This is a genomic window from Guyparkeria halopsychrophila (genome assembly GCF_044582135.1).
Taxonomy (GTDB): domain Bacteria; phylum Pseudomonadota; class Gammaproteobacteria; order Halothiobacillales; family Halothiobacillaceae; genus Guyparkeria.
Map to the genome: position 1 here is coordinate 61,920 of NZ_JBDODP010000008.1, position 18,546 is coordinate 80,465.

At 64.7% G+C, this 18,546-nt stretch carries 16 protein-coding genes; 12 read left to right on the forward strand and 4 right to left on the reverse strand.

Annotated elements, in window-relative coordinates:
• Positions 1-132 precede the first annotated feature (132 nt).
• From ABGV18_RS05055 to ABGV18_RS05070, 4 genes are read left to right on the forward strand one after another with little or no spacing between them, the layout of a single operon-like run.
• Positions 133-1,272 carry an MlaE family lipid ABC transporter permease subunit gene (locus ABGV18_RS05055; RefSeq protein WP_396585094.1) on the forward strand — a complete coding sequence of 380 codons (1,140 nt, stop codon included), beginning with the start codon at positions 133-135 and terminating at the stop codon, positions 1,270-1,272.
• A gap of 6 nt (positions 1,273-1,278) precedes the next feature.
• Positions 1,279-2,112: an ATP-binding cassette domain-containing protein gene (locus ABGV18_RS05060; protein ID WP_396585095.1), complete on the forward strand. Its 834-nt coding sequence runs from the start codon at positions 1,279-1,281 to the stop codon at positions 2,110-2,112.
• 9 nt (positions 2,113-2,121) lie between these two features.
• Positions 2,122-3,093 carry an MlaD family protein gene (locus tag ABGV18_RS05065; RefSeq protein WP_396585096.1) on the forward strand — a complete coding sequence of 324 codons (972 nt, stop codon included), beginning with the start codon at positions 2,122-2,124 and terminating at the stop codon, positions 3,091-3,093.
• Positions 3,094-3,128: 35 nt separating this feature from the next.
• On the forward strand, positions 3,129-3,809 hold the full coding sequence (locus ABGV18_RS05070) for an ABC-type transport auxiliary lipoprotein family protein (RefSeq protein WP_396585097.1): 681 nt from the start codon (positions 3,129-3,131) through the stop codon (positions 3,807-3,809).
• A gap of 6 nt (positions 3,810-3,815) precedes the next feature.
• Here the strand turns inward: ABGV18_RS05070 and ABGV18_RS05075 are convergent, their stop codons facing one another.
• The 4 genes from ABGV18_RS05075 to ABGV18_RS05090 form a co-directional block, all read right to left on the reverse strand.
• Positions 3,816-4,526, reverse strand: coding sequence for a cupin domain-containing protein (locus ABGV18_RS05075; RefSeq protein ID WP_396585098.1), 711 nt, complete (start codon positions 4,524-4,526; stop codon positions 3,816-3,818).
• Between the two features lie 138 nt (positions 4,527-4,664).
• Positions 4,665-7,976, reverse strand: a complete 3,312-nt coding sequence (locus ABGV18_RS05080) for an efflux RND transporter permease subunit (protein WP_396582198.1) — start codon at positions 7,974-7,976, stop codon at positions 4,665-4,667.
• Positions 7,973-9,121, reverse strand: coding sequence for an efflux RND transporter periplasmic adaptor subunit (locus tag ABGV18_RS05085; protein WP_396582199.1), 1,149 nt, complete (start codon positions 9,119-9,121; stop codon positions 7,973-7,975). The genes ABGV18_RS05080 and ABGV18_RS05085 overlap by 4 nt, the downstream gene beginning before the upstream one ends.
• A gap of 57 nt (positions 9,122-9,178) precedes the next feature.
• Complete coding sequence (locus tag ABGV18_RS05090; protein ID WP_396585099.1) at positions 9,179-10,765, reverse strand: TolC family protein; 1,587 nt, start codon at positions 10,763-10,765, stop codon at positions 9,179-9,181.
• A gap of 338 nt (positions 10,766-11,103) precedes the next feature.
• Between ABGV18_RS05090 and truA the strand changes: the two genes are divergently transcribed.
• The 8 genes from truA (at position 11,104) to ABGV18_RS05130 (ending at position 18,444) form a co-directional block, all read left to right on the forward strand.
• Positions 11,104-11,892, forward strand: a complete 789-nt coding sequence (gene truA, locus ABGV18_RS05095; protein ID WP_396582202.1) for a tRNA pseudouridine(38-40) synthase TruA — start codon at positions 11,104-11,106, stop codon at positions 11,890-11,892.
• A gap of 138 nt (positions 11,893-12,030) precedes the next feature.
• Positions 12,031-12,681: a phosphoribosylanthranilate isomerase gene (locus ABGV18_RS05100; RefSeq protein WP_396582203.1), complete on the forward strand. Its 651-nt coding sequence runs from the start codon at positions 12,031-12,033 to the stop codon at positions 12,679-12,681.
• Positions 12,662-13,903 carry a tryptophan synthase subunit beta gene (gene trpB, locus ABGV18_RS05105; RefSeq protein ID WP_396582204.1) on the forward strand — a complete coding sequence of 414 codons (1,242 nt, stop codon included), beginning with the start codon at positions 12,662-12,664 and terminating at the stop codon, positions 13,901-13,903. The genes ABGV18_RS05100 and trpB overlap by 20 nt, the downstream gene beginning before the upstream one ends.
• A complete protein-coding gene (gene trpA / locus ABGV18_RS05110) occupies positions 13,900-14,748 on the forward strand; it encodes a tryptophan synthase subunit alpha (RefSeq protein ID WP_396582205.1) in 849 nt (282 codons plus the stop codon). Before trpB ends, trpA begins: the two co-directional genes overlap by 4 nt.
• A 93-nt stretch (positions 14,749-14,841) precedes the next feature.
• Positions 14,842-15,726: an acetyl-CoA carboxylase, carboxyltransferase subunit beta gene (accD, locus tag ABGV18_RS05115; protein ID WP_396582206.1), complete on the forward strand. Its 885-nt coding sequence runs from the start codon at positions 14,842-14,844 to the stop codon at positions 15,724-15,726.
• Between the two features lie 55 nt (positions 15,727-15,781).
• Positions 15,782-17,095: a glutamate ligase domain-containing protein gene (locus ABGV18_RS05120; RefSeq protein ID WP_396585100.1), complete on the forward strand. Its 1,314-nt coding sequence runs from the start codon at positions 15,782-15,784 to the stop codon at positions 17,093-17,095.
• 40 nt (positions 17,096-17,135) lie between these two features.
• Complete coding sequence (locus ABGV18_RS05125) at positions 17,136-17,912, forward strand: SPOR domain-containing protein (protein ID WP_396585101.1); 777 nt, start codon at positions 17,136-17,138, stop codon at positions 17,910-17,912.
• Positions 17,913-17,955: 43 nt separating this feature from the next.
• Positions 17,956-18,444, forward strand: a complete 489-nt coding sequence (locus ABGV18_RS05130; protein ID WP_396582209.1) for a CvpA family protein — start codon at positions 17,956-17,958, stop codon at positions 18,442-18,444.
• Positions 18,445-18,546: the final 102 nt, after the last annotated feature.

Consider the following 18,546-nt stretch of genomic DNA (forward strand, 5'->3'; position numbering starts at 1 on the left):
TAGCGTTTGCACCAATTGTCTCGTGCCGGGGCGGGAATCCCCGGTGGTAATGACCTGCGCTGACGCCGTCGATACTTCCCGTCCGATCAAGCCACCGAGATCGCCCGGTTCATGCCAGAAAAAGGATCTTCCGTGAATGCGCCGCCGCGCGTCGCCCTCGACCGGGGCGATGAGGATGTGTGGCATCTGCATCTGACCGGTGAATGGACCCTGGCGCAGTCCGACGCCCTCTCGGCAATCGATCGGTCATTATCTGCCGGGTTCAGTGGCTCGGACGAGTCCGGCATGACGGTTCGGGTTGAGGGGGAACTTGACGCACTCGACAGCGCCGGGGCACTGAGGCTTGCCCGGATCGTCGATCACTTGGAGCAGGCCGGGGCGTCGGTGGATCTCGGGGAGCTTCCTCAGAGGCAGCGCAACCTGATCGAGTTGCTCAAGGGGCGGTTGCCGCCACCCAAGGCACCTCGACCGCCGCGCGAGGGCGTGCTGGCGAAAATCGGCCGGGCGAGCGTCGCCAAGTTTACCGAGGGCAATGCCTTTCTCGCGTTCATCGGCGAACTGGTGGTGCGCGGTGGCAAGCTGATCGCGTTCCCCTGGCGTATCCGCTGGCGTGAGGTGGTGGCCGAAATCGAGGCCGCCGGGTTGCGGGCGCTGGGTATTGTCGGCCTGTTGTCGTTCCTGGTCGGGATGGTGATGGCCTACCAGGCCGGCGCGACCCTGGCCGATTTCGGTGCCAATATCCTGATCGTCAACCTGGTTGCCATCATCACACTGCGCGAGATGGGGCCGCTACTGACCGCCATCATCGTCGCCGGACGGACGGGGTCCTCGTATACCGCCCAACTGGGGACGATGCGGATCACCGAAGAGATCGACGCGCTGCGATCGATCGGTATTTCGCCGTTCGATATTCTCATTCTGCCCAAGATCATCGCCCTGATGGTGGTGCTGCCCCTGTTGACGGTGTTTGCCAACCTGATGGGGTTGTTGGGGGGCGCGGTGGTCGCGGCCTACAGCTTCGACGTGAGCTTCTCGGTCTATTTCGATCGCTTGCCGGAGGTGGTCGACCTGACCACCCTGATGCTCGGGCTGATCAAGACGCCGGTATTCGCCATCGCGATCGCGTTGGTCGGCTGCATGCAGGGGATGCGGGTGGCCGGCAGCGCGTTGGCCGTGGGTCGGGCGACCACGGTGAGCGTGGTACAGGCCACCTTCCTGGTGATCGTGATCGATGCCGCGTTCTCCGTGCTCTTCAACCTGATGGGATATTGACTGGCGATGGCGTCCCACAACCACAGCCCAGCGCAGAGCGAATCGATGGCGCCGGTTGCCCGTCTGATCGGCATTCGCAATTGCTTTGGCAAGGAGTGCGTCCACGAGGACCTGGACCTCGAGCTGCCGCCGGGACGCATCATCTCGCTGGTCGGCGGGTCGGGGAGCGGCAAGACGGTCCTGTTGCGCACCCTGTCGATGCTGCGGCACCCCGATGCGGGGCAATTGGAGCTGTTTGGCGAGAATGCCCTCGAGGTGGGTGAACGGGCTCAACGTGATTTGCGGCGGCGGATTGGGCTGTTGTTCCAGGGCGGGGCGTTGTTCACCGCCCTGACGGTGCTGGAAAATGTCATGCTGCCACTGCGTGAACACACCTCGATTCGTGGACGCTGGCTGGAAGAACTGGCAATGAGCAAGGTGCTGCTTGCCGGCCTGCCGGCCGATAGCGCTGTCAAGTATCCGGCCGAACTCTCCGGTGGCATGGTCAAGCGCGCTGCCCTGGCACGTGCGCTGGCGCTTGATCCGCGTCTGCTGATCCTTGATGAGCCCACGTCGGGGCTTGATCCGATCGCGGCGGCGGGGTTTGATGACCTGATCCGCGAGCTGACCGATTCGCTCGGGCTGACGGTCATACAGGCCACCCATGACCTCGATTCGATCTGGCGTGGTTCGGACGCGGTGGCGTTTCTGGCTCGAAAGCGCGTGCTGGCCTTCGCCCCCGCGGCCGATCTGGCGCAACGCGACGAGCCGGAGCTGATTGCCTATTTCCGCGGCAGTCGGTCGGCGGAGTATGCCAAACTCGAAGCGAGTCAGCCGGGAACAAATCGGGGGAGCACCTAGGGCGCGGTCATGGAATCGAAGGTCAATTACAGCATCGTGGGATTGTTCGTCGTGCTGCTGCTCGGCGCGTCGGTGTTGACCGCCTGGTGGCTTTACAGCGGGGGGTCTTCCCGTCAGTACAGCCCGTATCTGGTCTACGCGACCGACAGCGTCTCCGGGCTGAACAGCGACAGCCGCGTTTACTACCACGGGGTGGACGTGGGTTACGTGGATACCATCCGCATCGATCGGCGCAACCCGGACAATATCCGTATTCGGTTGTTGATCGACCAGACCGTGCCTATTCGGGCCGATACCAGCGCCCAACTGCAGCCGCAGGGTGTCACGGGCTTGAGCGTGCTCAACCTTAAGGGTGGCTCGGCCGAGGAAGATCTCCCGGCTGCCCCGGATGCCTGCTGCCCGCTGATTCCCTACGAGCCGTCGCTATTTTCCAAGCTCGAAGGCGGGCTCAACGACACCATGGTGCGGCTGGTCGCGGTCAGTGAACGGATCGACCGGTTGCTGAGCGAGGAAAACCTGCAGGCGGTGGACCGTACCGTCGCGAATCTGGATCAGATCACCGGGACGCTCGCCGAGGAGCGCGAGACGCTCCGTTCCTTGTTGAAAAATGCCTCGCGCACCGCGGAGAACACGGCCGCGCTGACCGAGAACGGCGAGCGCCTGCTCGCCCGGGCCCATGACACCATGGACTCGCTCGATCTGGCAATCGGCAAGGCCTCGGTGACCATGGATACCTTCGAGCAGACCGCCGATCGGGTGGCCACGGCCGCCGAGGTGACGGTGGGCTTTAGCCAGGCGGGGGAACGGGCTGCCGACGAGATTTCGCGCCAGACGCTGCCCGACATCAGTCTGCTGATCCGTGATCTTCGCGACTTGTCCCGCCGACTCAGCGAATTCACCTCGACGCTGGACGACGATCCGTCGCGGGCGATCTTCGGTGGTGACCAGCGCGCCCCGGGACCCGGTGAGGCGAACCGTTAAACGCGAGTCGCGACCTGAACCAGGATGAGAGATAAATGAACCACCTTGTTGAAACAAAACCGGATTCCGGTCTCGCGCGGCCGCTGGTGGCGCTCGGGGTCGCGCTGCTGTTGGGCGGCTGTGCCGTCTTGCCGGAACGGGATGGGGAGCCGCAGCAGTGGCGGCTGGTTGCGCCGGATCCGGTGATGGAGGTTGCTGACGTCAGTGAACCGGTGATCGTCCGATTGATCGAGACGCGCGCCGCCAGCGCGATCGACCGCCGCGACATGGCCTACAGCCATGGGCGTCAATCGTTGTCCTACTACCGCGACAATCGCTGGGCCAGTCCGCCTGGCGTAATGCTCAACGAGATCATCGACGAGACCCTCTCGTCTCAGCCCTGGGTGAGAACCGTTATCCGCGGTGGGGCGCGTGTGCCCTCCGATCTGAGCCTGTACTGCGAGCTCCAGCGCCTGGAACATCAACTCGGCCCCAGCGGGGGAGTCCAGGCGCAGGGTGAGGTGCAGATGAAAGTGGCCTGCAGCTGGTATCGGGCCGCCGAGCGGCAATTGCTTGAGGCCATGATCTTCGATGAAACCCTCGAGCTCGAGACCAATGACGCCGAGCACTATGCCGAGGGCGCGCAATCCCTGGTTGATCAGTTGATGACCCGACTCGCCGCGCAGGGGGCCTCGATCGCGGCAACCACCGTCTCGCTGCCTTCTGACACAGACTGACGCTCATTACCGGCTTGCTTGAGTCTCCCGATACCAGGCATCGGGAATGGGCAGATGTCCGGTCTTGACCCAAATGGTGCAGCCGGTTTCGGAGTAGGGCGCGTGCCGACTCCAGTGCGGGTTGCGCAGCCAGGTACCGGCGGGGTATTCACCACGCTCGTCGGCAAAGGTGCCTTCGATGACGAAGATCTCCTCGCCACCGAAGTGACGGTGCGCCTTGAAACGGGTGCCCGGCGCCCATCGCACCAGCGCGGTGTGCTCGCCCTCGAAGCCGCCCAGCGGCATCACCTCCAGCCCGTCCACCAGCCCCGACTGCCAAGCCGTGTGGCGCGTGTCGACCACGATCTGCTCGCCCTCGCGCGGGTCGAGGTGGTGCAGCTTCACCAGGATCACGCAGCCATCCGGCGCGCTCGGACGGTGGCGCGAGCCGGGCGGATTGCGGACGTAATGCCCAGCCGGAAAACAGCCGGTTTCGTCGCAGAATGCCCCATCGAGCACCAGAAACTCCTCGCCGCCGTGATGCACGTGTTCGGGGAACGACGCCCCGGGGGCAAAACGCACCAGACTGGTTGCCCGCGTGCCGTCGCCGCCCTCGCGTTCGATCAGTTTTCGCTCCACGGTCGGTTCCGGGGATTGCACCCAGGGCAGGGCGTTGGTGTCCACGAGGGCGCGCTCGAATGGATCGGCGTGCAGGGGTGTCAGTGGGTGTTCGGCCATAGCGACATGTTCAGTGGTTTTGACTGGCGGAGTGTAGGCGTTCAAGGCAAAGAAAACCGCGAGCCCGGCTGCCCGGGATCGCGGTTTTTTGGTTTGCGGTGGTTTGGTGGGCCGACCTGAGTCGTCAAGTCGCGCCGGTCATGCCGCCCGGGCCTTTTTCTTCTCGGCCTTGATCTGCTGATCGAGCTGCCAGAAGTAGTACATGATCGGGATCACGAGCAGGGTCAGCATGGTCGAGGCGAAGGTGCCGAAGATCAGCGAGACGGCCAGCCCACCGAAGACGGGATCGGTGATCATGATCGCCGAACCGAACATGATCGCCAGTGCGGTGAGCAGGATCGGGCGGAAGCGCACCGCCCCGGCCTCGAGTACCGATTCCTTCAACCCGTAGCCTTGCTGCCGGTAGTCAAGGATAAAGTCGATCAACAGTAGCGAGTTCCTTACCACGATCCCTGCCAGCGCGATGAAACCGATCATCGATGTCGCGTTGAAAGGCATGCCGAACAGCCAGTGGCCCGGGAAGATGCCGACCAGGGTGAGCGGGATGGCGCCCATCACGATCAACGGCAGCATGAATGACTGGTAGTAGGCGACCAGCAGCAGGTAGATGAAGACCAGCGCGACGATGAATGCCGCCCCCAGGTCACGGAAAACGTCGAGAGTCAGTCGCATGTCGCCGCCCCAGAGTGCTTGATAGCCCTCGAGGTCATTTGGCTGGGTGTCGAAGAAACCGAGGTTGCCGGTGCTGATCTTGACGTTATCGTCCAGCTCCATCTCGTTGAGCCACTTGTTGAGTGTCAACGTGGCGTAGACGGGGCTCGAGCCGAGCAGATCGCCCTGAACGAAGACCACCGGGTGCTGGTCACGGTCCATGATCGGCTTGGTGACCGTGCCCTCGCGGATGTCGACCAGGTTGCCGATCTTTACCGCTCTGCCTTCGGGGGTAGTGACGGTCAGGTCGCGGATCTGGCGGATCCAGGCGCGGTTGGCCTGGTCGAGTCGCAGCACGACGTTGACCGGCTCGGAGGTGTCGGTGTCGTGCACCGTGCCGAGCGTTTGCCCGTTGACGTACTCGTGGACCACCTTGGCGATCTGTGCCGGGGCGATGCCCGACTGCAGCGCCTTGGTCTGATTGACCTCGATGCGGTATTCCGGCGCATCGGCGGTGATCGAATCGTCGACGTTGATCATGCCGTAGACGTCGTCGAAGCGCTCGCGTACCTGCCTGGCGATATCGCGCAGGGTTTCGTAGTCCGGCCCGTGGATGCGGGCGAGTACCTGGGCGCGGACCGGCGGGCCGGGCGGTGTCAGGAACATCTTGATACCGGAATCGGCGTACTGCTCGCGCACCGGTTCGAGCTGTTCCCACATTCCCATGGCGACTTCACTGGTCACGGGGCGATGGTGACGATCGACCAGGTTGACGCGAATCTGCGCCATGTTGGGTGCCTGTCGCATCATGTCGCCACGGACCATGCCGGCGAAGGTCAACGGCCCCGTACGACCCACGTAGGTCTGGTAGTCGGTCACGTACTGGTTCCGCGATATGACACCACCGACCGCATCGGCGATCAGGGACGTGCCTTCGGTGGCCGTGCCTTCGGGGGTGTTGACCTCGAGCAGCAAGGTGTCGACGTTGCCCTCGGGCAGCATCTTGAGGCTCACGCCGGCCGGCGAAAGCGGGCCGTTCATGCCCGCGTCACGGACAAACTGCCATGCCGGCATCAGCATCGAGGCGATCATCAGGCCAAGCACGAACAGGAGGAACGCCAGCGAGAACATTCGCGAACCGAGCAACGGCTTGGTGATGCGCTTGTAGTTGCGCATCAGCCAGTCCTCGTGGTGTGGGTCGCCTTCGAGGGTTTCGCGTTTGGCGAGCGCCTTGCGGGCCTTCGGGCCCAGCCAGCGGTATGCCGTCCAGGGCACGATGATGTAGGCCAGGATCAGCGAGGCGATCATCGCGATCGAGACGTTGATCGGGATCGGCAGCATGAACGGCCCCATCATCCCCGAGACGAACGCCATCGGCACGAAGGCGAGGATGACCGCCAGGGTCGCGATGTTGGTCGGGTTGCCGATCTCGTTGGTCGCCTTCACCAACAGGTCGGAGAATGACGGCTCCTTGCCCGCGTGCATGTGCCGGTGGATGTTCTCGATCACCACGATCGCGGCATCGACCAACAGGCCCAACGACAGGATCAGGCCGAACAGCGAGATGCGGTTGATGGTCTGACCGAAGATCCAGCCCACCCCGAGAACCACGAACAGCGTCAACGGCACGGTCAGGGTGACGATCAGCGCCTCGCGCCAGCCGAGGAAGAAGAACAGGATGATCAGCACCACCAGCACGGCCACGCCGAGGTGCTCGATCAGGGTGTTGACCGCATCGTCCGCCCGATCACCGTAATCGCGCGTGATGGTCAGATCGACCTGCTCGGGAAGCAGCTCGCGCTCGATCACCGCAAGCTTTTCCTTGACCGCGGCGGCGACCGTCACGGCGTTTGCCCCCGCGCGTTTGCCCACGGTGACGGTCACCGCGGCCGTCGGGTCGCCCGCCCGCTTGCCCATGTCGTTGGCCGGGCCGTAGGCATGGGTGGTGTACTGGTCGTTTTCCTCGGGGGTGTAGGAGATGTTGGCGACCTGGGCGAGATAGATCGGTCGCTGCTCGTGCTGACCGATGACGAGGTTCTCCAGATCTTCCGGTCCGGTGAAGGCCGCATCCGTGCGCAGACGGAATTCCCGGTTGTCGTGGGTCAGTGCGCCACCCGGCAGTACGACATTGGCGCCCTGGAGCATCTCGCTCAGTCGGCTCATCGGCACGCCGGTGGCCGCCAGGCGCTGCGGGTCGATGTCGATCGCCAGCACGCGGCGGTGGCCGCCGATAACCTCGCTGGCACCCACCTCTGGCACGTTCTGGACCTGCTCAAGCACGCGCTGGCCGACCTCGCGCAACTGGGTGCTGTCCAGTTCCTCCGAGCTCAGGGTGAGGCTCATGATCGGCACGTCGGTGATGCCGATGCTCTTGACCAGCGGCATGCTGGTATTGGGTGGCAGGCGGTCGAGGTTGCGGGTGATCTCGTTGTACAGCCGCAGCAGGCTCGCCTCCTCGTCGCTGCCCACCTCGAACTGCACGGTGACCATTCCCAGATCATCCATGGCCATCCCGTAGGTGTGCTCGACACCCTTGAGGCGTGCCATCAGCGCTTCGAGTGGCTTGACCACCTGGTCCTCGATCTGGGCGGCATCGTTGCCCGGGCGTTGCACGAAGATCTGTGCCCCGGGGACCACGATCTCCGGGTTATACAGGCGCGGGGTGATCAGGACTGCCATCAGGCCGAATAGCGTGATGGCGATCATGATCAGGGCGGTGATCTTGGAATACAGAAAGCTGTTGGCAAGCCGGCCCGCGAGATTCAGCTTCGGCTCCTTGGCGTTGTTCGTCTGGCTCATGACGATGCATCACCCTCGCTTGCGTTGCTCGATACGACCTTGACGCCGTTGGCCAGTCGACCCTGGGCCTCGGTAATCACGCGGTCGCCGTCACGCAGGCCGGCCAGCACGACCACTTCGCCAGCACGCTCCTGGCCGACGCGGACAATGCGGAACCGCGCCCGATCCTCGCCGTCCAGTACGAACACGCCCTGCATGCCGCCGCGATCATGGATGGCGCCCGTTGGCACCAGGATCGCCGCCTTCTGGTCGAGAACCACGCTGACGGTGACGAAATTGCCCGGCGTCAGGGACAGGTCGGACGGCACGCTCAGCTTGACCGTGTGGGTGCGGGTGATCGGATCGGCGGCCGATACCAGTCGCAGTACATCCGCGGAGAAAGAGGCCGGGTTGCCGTCGTTGTCGCGGTAGCCCACCTCGAGCGTGTCGCCTTCGGACAGTCGCGAGTAGGCCTGGTCGTCGACCTCGACCTGTATCTCGCGATCGCCGCTACCCATCAGCATCAGCAACGGCTGTCCGGGGGTGGCCAGCTGGCCGGGATCGACCATGCGCTGGACGATGGTCCCGGCGAACGGGGCGCGGATCTGGGCGTAATTGACCTGCGATTGCGCCTGCTCGACGGCGGCCTGGGCGGCTTGGTAATCCCCCTGGGCCACCTCGTAGGCCGTGCGCATCTGCTCGAACTGCTGCTTGGGTACGGCGTTCTGGTCGTACAGCCGCTGGAAACGCTCGTAGTTGCTGCGCGCGTTCGCCAGGCCGGAGCGGGCCTTTGCCAAGGCCGCTTGGGCCTGACGGATCTGCGTGTCGACGTCGCTCTGGTCGATGGTGAGCAGCGGCTGGTCCTTTTCGACGCTCTCGCCCTCGCGGACGTTGATTTCCCGCACGTAGCCCATCATCCGCGAGGCGATCGGCGACTGGTCGCTGGCGATCACCGTGCCGGGGAAGAGTGCCGTGTCGTCGACCTGGCCGGCATCCACCGTGATCCAGTCGGCTTGGATCGTGTTCTCGGCACCAGCCGTCGGTTGCTCGGTTGGCTCGCCGCCACAGCTAGCCAGCAGAAGGCCGGCGAGCAGGGGGGCGACCAGCCGACTTGCAAATCGGTGGTCCGTGACTGGGGAGAGGGGGGGTGTCGCTTGCTGCATCATCGATGGATCTCGTTCGTTGGATCGCAATAGGTACCGTGGCCGGGGCGTGCCGGCCGATCAGGATTCGGAGGTGTCCAGTGCCGCCTTTACGCCGTCGGCGCGCACCGACTCGACCCGTTCGGGGTTGAGTTCGCCCAGTGCCAGCCACAGAGCGGCGCGCTGCATGGTCCGCTGGAAACGGGCCCGGATCAGCTCGGCACGCGCGTTGTCCACTTCGGTCTGCGCGGCGAGCAGCTCGGTCATGGTCGCCAGGCCCTGCTGGTAGCGCAGTTTCTCCAGGCGCACGGCCTCTTCGCTCTGGTTGATGGCCAGGCGACGGACCTCAACGCGCTTTTCCGCCATGTTGGCCTCGCGCCAGATCTTGCCGACCTGGCCGATGAGCTTGTCGAGGGCCTGCTGGCGTTCGGCGAGACTGGCGTCCACCTTAGCCTGGGCGCGATCGACCTTGCCCGAACGGGCACCGAAGTCGAATACCCGCCAAGTGAGCACACCGCCGACGGTGTAGCTGTCATTGCGCAGGCCCAGCGAGTCGTCGTTGAAGTCTTGCTGTGCCATCAGGTTGAACTGCGGCTTGAAGTCCGCCCGTGCCACGTCGACCTCGGCGCGAGCCGCGGCGATGCGACCACGCAGCGCCTGGATGCGCGGGTTGTTGGACAGCGCCAGTTGACGAGCCTCGTCGAGCGTGGTCTCGGGCAGGGAGACGTCGATCGCCTCGTTGAGGTCGATTTCCTGGAGGGTGTCGATGCCGGTCAGTACCTTGAGGCCATCGGTGGCGTTGGCGGCCTGGTTACGCGCGTTCTCGACGTCGAGTTCACGCTCGCCGAGATTCACCTGGGCCTTGAGCAGGTCGGACTTGGTGACCACGCCTTCGTCATAAAGATTCTGCGAGAGATCACGGAAGGAATTGGCCGCTTGTTGGGCCTGGCTTGCGACCTCGACAAAGGCCTCGGCGGTGTTGATGCCGGCGTAGGCCTCGACGGTATGGAGTACCAGTTGCTGACGGGCGGCCTCGTCACCGGATTGCGCGGCCTGCAGCAGCGCCTGGGCCTGGGTGCGCATCTCGCGGATCTTGCCGCCGTTATAGATCGGGATAGAGAGCTTCAGCGAGGTCTGGAAATTGTGGTGCCAGCCGGGATCGTTGAGATTGTCCGGCTCGGTTTCCAGGGCCGCGGGCAGGTTGGCTGGGTCGTTCGCGTAGGTTTGGAAGAATTCACCGGCACCAAAGTCGTTGAAGTTCGCCTGCTCCTGCTGCAGCTTCATGCCGAAGACGTTCAGCGGGTTGTTCGACCCCATCACGCCGAACGACAGGTCCAGCGTGGGCAGGAGATTGCCGTTGGCCTGTTCGATTGCCGCGCGGGCCTCGGCGATTCGCGCCTGGGAGATGTCCACGGCGGCGTTCTGGCTGAGCGTGCGCTCGACCGCATCATCAAAGGGAAGGGTCAGCGTTTGCTGGCTAACGCTCGCCGGGGTGTCAGCGGTGAAGGCGATTGCGTCGTCTTCGCTGGCCATCGTGTGGCTGCTGACGGACAGGGCGAGGACGATGGCAGCCGAGAGCAATCGCTGCGGCCGGGCCGGGATAAGGAGGCGAGCCTGCGGAAAGCCATACTCGCTCGTTGAACCCAGGGTGTGGTTGCTGCGCGCCATGCTGCGTGTCCTTGAATGCGGTTGCGGAGAGTCCGGAGACATCGTTCGCGTTCCCATGTGGGCCGCTGACTTGGGCCGGCGGGCAGCCCGGTTGCGGTCCATCCCTCATGGGGAACGCGGACTCTATCAGTAAACGCTAATATATGAAACCCGCGTGGTAATTCCTATAGATTGGATGCTAGCACGTGGGTTCGTGCCTGCCTGTAATATCAGTACGTTGCGAGATACTTATACAGAGTGGGTCATGCCTGCGTGGCGGCCGTTGGGTTAATCGGTATCATCTCGCCTCCCGTCCTAACGGACGGGCTTGAGCGAAAGCAATTCGAGGGGAGTGGGGCATGCGGTTGGCCATGGGGGTCGAATACGATGGCGGGCGTTATCACGGCTGGCAGCGTCAGTCGCACAGCGATTCCGTGCAGGAGCGCGTCGAGCGGGCGATCAGTCGCGTGGCCGATGGCCCCGTCGAGGTGGTCTGTGCGGGCCGTACCGATCGCGGGGTGCATGCGACCGGGCAGGTGATCCATTTCGACGTGGAGGTCGAGCGGCCACTCTACGGCTGGCAGATGGGCACCATGCAGCACTTGCCGCGTGATATCACCGCCCTGTGGGTCCAGGAGGTGGACGAGACCTTTCACGCGCGGTTCTCCGCCACGGCCCGCGACTACCGCTACTGCCTGATCAATCGATCCACCCGACCGGCGATTGCCGCGGGGCGTTTGAGCTGGTGGTATCGGCCACTGGACGAGATGCTCATGCAGGCCGCCGCCGATCGTCTGTTGGGCGAGCACGATTTCTCCAGCTTCCGAGGCAAGGACTGCCAGGCGCATTCCCCGGTGCGGACCGTTGAGCGCATCGCGGTGTCCCGCCAGGGTGAGTATCTGTTCATCGACGTGCGGGCGAATGCGTTCCTGCACCACATGGTCAGAAATATCGTGGGCAGCCTGTTTGCCGTGGGGACGGGCGAACGTCCGGTCGACTGGATCAGTGAGGCGCTGGCGGCCCGCCATCGCGAGGCCGCGGGCATCACCGCGCCGGCGGATGGCTTGTATCTGACGGGGGTCGAGTATCCAGCCGCTTTCGGTCTGCCGACCCAGCCGCGCCGGCCGCTGTTCGAGCAGGTGGGCTGACGTCAAACGGATGCGTTTGTCCACTCGACGTGTCAGCGCGGCCCCGCGGGGAGTCGAGAGCCTTCCGGAATCCTGCTAGAATCCGCGGCCCCTATTGTCTTTCTTAACGTCATCTTTCCCACGAGGGCCGAGAAACCGGTGGACACCAGCCGCACACGGGTCAAGATCTGCGGAATCACGCGCCTGGCCGATGTCGAGATCGCCGTAGCCGCCGGGGCCGATGCGCTGGGCTTCGTGTTCGTGCCCGCCAGTCGGCGCTCCATTCGGGTAGAGGCCGCTCGAAACCTGGTGGCTCGGGTGCCGGCCTTCGTGCAGACGGTGGCCCTGTTCGCCGACCCGAGTGTCGACTGGGTCGAGACGGTAGTCGACCAGGTCGGTCCGGATCTGCTGCAGTTTCATGGCAGCGAGACGGCGCGGTTCTGCCGGCAGTTCGGGCGCCCCTATATCAAGGCGGTCAGTGCCGATCTAAATGATGAGGTGCGTCGCCGGGTCATGCAGGACCACCATACGGCGCGCGGCTTTCTGATCGACAGCCATGCCGTCAGCGGGCTGGGCGGCACCGGTCATACCTTCGACTGGAGTCGCTGGCCGCGGGACAATGGCCGGGACCGCCGACCCTGGATACTGGCGGGCGGCCTGTCGCCCGAGAACGTGACCGAGGCAATAACCACACTGTCGCCTTACGCCGTGGACGTCTCCAGTGGGGTCGAAGAGGCGCCGGGCATCAAGTCGGCCGACAAAATTCATGCATTCATGCGAGGGGTAGGGCATGCCCGAGACGAACAGTAAGGCGACCGTCGGGGCGACTGGCGCGCCGGTCGATTACGCGAGCTTCCCGGATCAACGCGGGCGCTTCGGTGATTATGGTGGCCGCTACGTCGCCGAAACCCTCATGGGGCCGATCGAGGAGTTGACCGCCGCCTACGAGAAATATCGCAACGACCCGGGCTTCATCGAGGAATTCGAGTCGGACCTGCGTGACTACGTCGGTCGGCCTACCGCGCTCTACCACGCCAAGCGTCTGTCGGAGGCCTACGGCGCCGAGATCTGGCTCAAGCGCGAGGATCTCAACCACACCGGCGCGCACAAGATCAACAATGCCCTCGGTCAGGCCCTGCTGGCCAAGCGCATGGGCAAGACCCGCATTATCGCCGAGACCGGCGCGGGTCAGCACGGCGTGGCCACGGCCACCGTCGCCGCGCGCCTGGGCATCGAATGCGTGGTCTACATGGGCGCTGACGACATTCAGCGCCAGGCCCCTAACGTATTCCGCATGCGACTGTTGGGCGCGAAGGTGGTGCCGGTGGATTCCGGTACGCGCACGCTCAAGGACGCGCTCAACGAGGCGATGCGCGACTGGGTGACCAACGTTGATGACACCTTCTATATCATCGGCACGGTTGCCGGTCCGCACCCGTACCCGATGATGGTGCGGGACTTCCAGTCGGTGATCGGCCGCGAGGCCCGCGCGCAGATGCTGGAGAAGACCGGCGAGTTGCCCGACCAGGTGGTTGCCTGTGTGGGTGGTGGCTCGAACGCCATCGGCATCTTTCATGCGTTTTTGGCCGACGAGTCGGTGGAGCTGCACGGCTCGGAGGCCGGTGGCGACGGCGTCGAGACCGGTCGGCACGCCGCCCCGCTGACCGCCGGGCGCCCCGGCGTATTGCACGGCAATCGCACCTACCTGATGGAAGACGACAACGGCCAGATCATTGGCACGCACTCGATCTCCGCCGGGCTCGACTATCCCGGCGTGGGGCCAGAACACTCCTGGTTGAAGGACATCGGTCGGGTGCAGTACGCCGCGATCACCGACGACGAGGCCATGGCCGCCTTCCACGAGGTGATGCGCTGCGAGGGCATCATTCCGGCGATCGAATCGGCGCACGCCGTGGCCCATGCGCGGCTGCTGGCCGAGGAGCGGGGCGGTCAGCGCATCCTGGTGAATCTGTCCGGCCGGGGCGACAAGGACATCAACACCGTGGCCAAGCTCGAGGGGATCGAACTGTGAGTGAGACGACCAAGCAATCCGCCAGCCGACTCGCGCCCCTCTTCGAACGCCTCAAAGGCGAGAATCGTGCCGCGTTGATCCCTTACATTACCGCCGGTGACCCGGACGCGCGCACGACCGTCGAGCTGATGCACGCGATGGTCGGGGGCGGTGCGGATGCCATCGAGATCGGCGTGCCGTTCTCCGACCCCATGGCCGACGGCCCGGTCATCCAGGCGGCGCACGAACGCGCCTTGAAATCCGGCCTGGGGCTGCGCGGCGTGATCGACCTGGTGGCCGAATTCCGTCAACGTGACGCCGAAACGCCCGTGATCCTGATGGGTTATCAGAACCCGATCGAGGCGATGGGCGTTAGTGCCTTCGTCGACAAGGCGGCCTCGGCCGGTGTGGACGGTGTCCTGACGGTCGACCTGCCGCCGGAAGAGGCCGACGAGCTGGTCGCGGCGATGGGCGAGCGGGGCATGGACCCGATCTTCCTGCTCGCGCCGACCACCAGTGCGGGGCGTACCCGCGAAGTGGCGAGCAAGGGCTCGGGCTTTGTGTACTACGTGTCGCTCAAGGGCGTCACCGGGGCGGCCAATCTGGACACGGATGCCTTGGCCGCGCAGCTTGAAGACATCCGCGGGGCCTGCGCATTGCCGGTGGGCGTCGGCTTTGGCATTCGCGATGCCGAGACCGCCGGGCAGGTGGGCCAGGTGGCCGACGCGGTGATCGTCGGCAGCGCGATCGTCCGACTGATCCACGAGCAGGCTACGGCGGCCGGCGGTGTGAACGCCCAGGTGCTGGAGACCGTGCGCGGCTTTCTCGCCGAGTTGCGCTCAGCCTTGGAAACGGCGCGCACCTAGCCTGGACACGGGACATACCACTGCGAGGGCCGCCCAACGTGACGTTGGTGTTGGGCCGCCACAAGATCGACATCATCCTGGGAGAGTTCGAGCATGAGCTGGCTGGACAAGCTGATTCCATCACGCATCCGCACGGAGAGCGCCGGCAAGCGCGGTGTGCCGGAAGGACTGTGGGTGAAGTGCGACGGCTGTGACGCCGTGCTCTACCGCGAAGAGCTGCGGCGCAACCTCGAGGTCTGCCCGAAGTGCGGCCATCACATGCGCATTGCCGTGCGGGAACGGCTGGATGCGTTTCTCGATTCCACTGGTCGCGAGGAGTTGTTCACCGAGCTCTCGCCGGTGGACATCCTCAAATTCCGCGACCAGAAGAGGTATCGCGATCGCATCAGCGCCAGTCAGAAGAAGACCGGCGAACGCGACGCGCTGGTGGTCATGCGTGGCAGCACCGATGGTGTGCCGGTTATCGCCGCGGCCTTCAACTTCGCCTTCATGGGCGGTTCGATGGGCTCGGTGGTCGGCGAGAAGTTCGTTCGGGCCGTCGAGGCGGCCATCCAGAACCGCTGTGCGCTGGTGGTATTTACTGCCTCGGGTGGCGCGCGCATGCAGGAATCGCTGTTCTCGTTGATGCAGATGGCCAAGACCTCGGCGGCGTTGACCCGCCTGTCGAAAAAGCAGTTGCCTTTCATCGTGGTGCTGACCGACCCGACCATGGGCGGGGTCTCGGCTTCGCTTGCCATGCTCGGCGACGTGCAGATCGCCGAGCCCAATGCCCTGATCGGCTTTGCCGGTCCGCGCGTGATCGAGCAGACCGTGCGCGAAACGCTTCCCGAGGGTTTCCAGCGCAGTGAGTTCCTGCTTGAACATGGTGCGATCGACATGATCGTGGCCCGTGAGGAGCTACCGCAGACGATCGCCTTGCTGGTCGCCAATCTGCAGAAAAAGGATATCCCTCGCGAGACGACTCGCGCGGCTTCGTGACAACGGTTGTCGCCACGCAAGCTACCCATCAACGGCCAAGTCGAGACGTGAAGCCGTGACCCGCTCGGTTGACGACTGGCTCGAGGCCTTGTTGCAGCGCGACCCCAACCGGATCGAGCCGGGGGTCGAGCGCTGCCGGCGGATCACCCGCGACCTGTTGGGCGATCGACCCCAGGCGTGCGTGATCACCGTCGCCGGTACCAACGGCAAGGGCTCGAGCGTGATGATGGCGGCTGCCGTCTGCCGTGCAGCCGGCTATCGCGTTGGCAGTTACACCTCGCCGCACCTGGTGGATGTGCGCGAACGCTTTCTGGTCGACGGCGAGATGGTCGAGTCTGCCGTGCTGGTGCGTGCCTTTGAGCGCATCGACGCCCATCCGGACAGCGGGGCGTTGACCTATTTCGAGTGGCTCACGGTGGCGGCCTTTCTGGTGTTTTCCGTGTCGGGCGTCGATGTCTGGGTGCTCGAGGTCGGACTGGGTGGTCGCCTGGATGCGGTCAATGCCCTGGATGCCGACCTTGCCCTGATCACGGCGATCGGCCTCGACCACCAGGACTGGTTGGGGGATGGGCGCGAGACCATCGGCCGCGAGAAGGCGGGTATCCTGCGCGCTGGGCAGCCGGCGGTATATGTCGATCCGGAGCCCGTCGAGGCGGTCCGGGAGACGGCCGGAAGGGTTGGCGCTGATTTGTTGTCTCTCGGTAAGGATTTCTCAGTTTCGGCGACCTGTTCGCCGTCGGAGAATCCGCCGTTGGAGAAAGAAATTCGGCCGGTCTTCGGCCTGGTACGTGACGGGCAGACCGTCTGCCTGCCACAACCGGCGCTGATGGGGCGTCACCAGTGGGATAACGCCGCGGGCGTCGTTGTGTTGTTGCAACACCCGCGCAGCCCGCTTGCCATCCCGGATGAGGCCGTTTGGCGGGGACTGGCGAGGGTGCGGTTGGCGGGCCGTCTGGAGCGATTTATCGACCACGGGCGGACGGTGATCTTCGATGTGGCTCATAATGCCGAGGCGGCGCGCACGCTGGCCGTGGCGCTGGCCAATCCCCCTGTCGGCAGACGCCTTGCCGTGTTTTCGGCCCTGGATGACAAGCCGATCGAAGCGGTCGTTCACACCTTGGCTGGTTGTTTCGATGCCTGGTGGGTTGCCCCGCTCGGGGAACCACGGGCGGCGGCTGTGCGTCGCATCGAGGGGGCCTTGATTCAAGCCGGTGTGGCACGTGTGCACCGTGAAGCCGACCTGGTCGGTGCGTATAATGCCGCGCTTGCCGAGGCCCGCGAAGGGGACGAGATCGTGGTGTTTGGTTCGTTCCACGTGGTCGGTCCATTGCGGGCGCGACTGGATACGCGAGAGAATGCGGGGCATTGACGCCAAGTGGTCGTACCGCCCCCGTTGCAAAGAGGACGCCGTGGCAGAGCAAATCGAATCAAGCTGGACCGAATCGCGCTTCCGCCAACGCCTGGTGGGTGCCTCGGTGGTGGTCGCGCTGGCTGTCCTGTTGTTGCCGCTTTGGCTCGATGGCAGTGGCATCGACAGCCTGAGGGTGCAGCCGGCGCCGGAAAAACCCACGGTGGAAGGCGTGGACCGTATCGAGGTCCCCCAGCCGCCGGGTGAGACGGGCGAGCCGCTGGAAAACCCGCCGACCTCGCTGTTCCCTGATCAGACCCCGATCGAGGCCCGCGAAGGGGGCGAAACGATCCCGTATCCGACCGAGTCGGAGGCGCCTGCCCCGAACGAGGACGCGGTCGAGGCGGCTTCCGCTGCCGAGGAGAGCGCCGACGATCGGTCGAGGGCCGCCGAGGCCACTGATGACCTTCCGGCCGAGTCGCCGGCTGAGCCGGACGCCGATTCGAAAGCCTCCGCGGACGCTGCGCCAACCGAATCGCCCGAGGCCGCCAAGTCGGAAGGAGACTCGGCGTCGTCAGGGGAAAATCTCCCGGAAATCTCGGCCAGTGGTGAGTACGTGGTCCAGTTGGGCAGCTTTTCCGACGAGCGCAATGCCCGCGCCCTGGCCAAATCGGTCGAGTCCTCGGGATTCGACGTGTCGGTCACGCCGCTGTTCTCGGAGCAGGGCACGGTCTGGCGGGTGCGTGTCGGCCCGTATGCCACCCGTGACCTGGCCGGCGAGGCCACCGAGCGGCTGCGCCAGCGCATCGGTCGGGACGGACTGGTGATGACCAAGTGATTGACGCCGGGACTCGCGTGCTTGGCATGACAGGGAGACTGTCATGACAATGGTCGACTGGATCTTGCTAGCGATCGTCCTGATCTCCACGGCGATTGCGTTGGTGCGTGGATTCGTCAAGGAGGTGATCTCGCTGATCACCTGGCTGGCCGCCTTCGGCATCGCGCTGGCGTTCTCTCAGACCGCGGCGGTCCTGGTGCCCGACGCGGTGGACATTCCGTCGGCCCGGGTGGCGATTGCTTTCGTGGCCCTGTTCATCGTGGTGCTGATCCTGGGTGGGATCATCAACTGGGCGATTTCGAAACTGGTGGAAACCACCGGCCTGTCGGGCACGGATCGATCCGTGGGCATGGTCTTCGGCCTGTTGCGCGGCGTGCTGATCGTCGCGGGGCTGCTGGTTCTGGGCGGGTTCACGGCCTTTCCGCAGGAAGCCTGGTGGCAGGCATCGACGCTGATACCGCATTTCCAGGTGGTGTCCGAATGGCTGCTGGCGATTATGCCGGCGGACGTCGCCCGCAACGTGCAGTGGTGACAATCAATCTTTCAAGAACGTGGTGGCGTGCGGGATGCGTGCCGCCTTCGGGGATCTCCCGAATCGCGCCGGAACGGTCAGACGACTGCTCCGGCGTCGCCG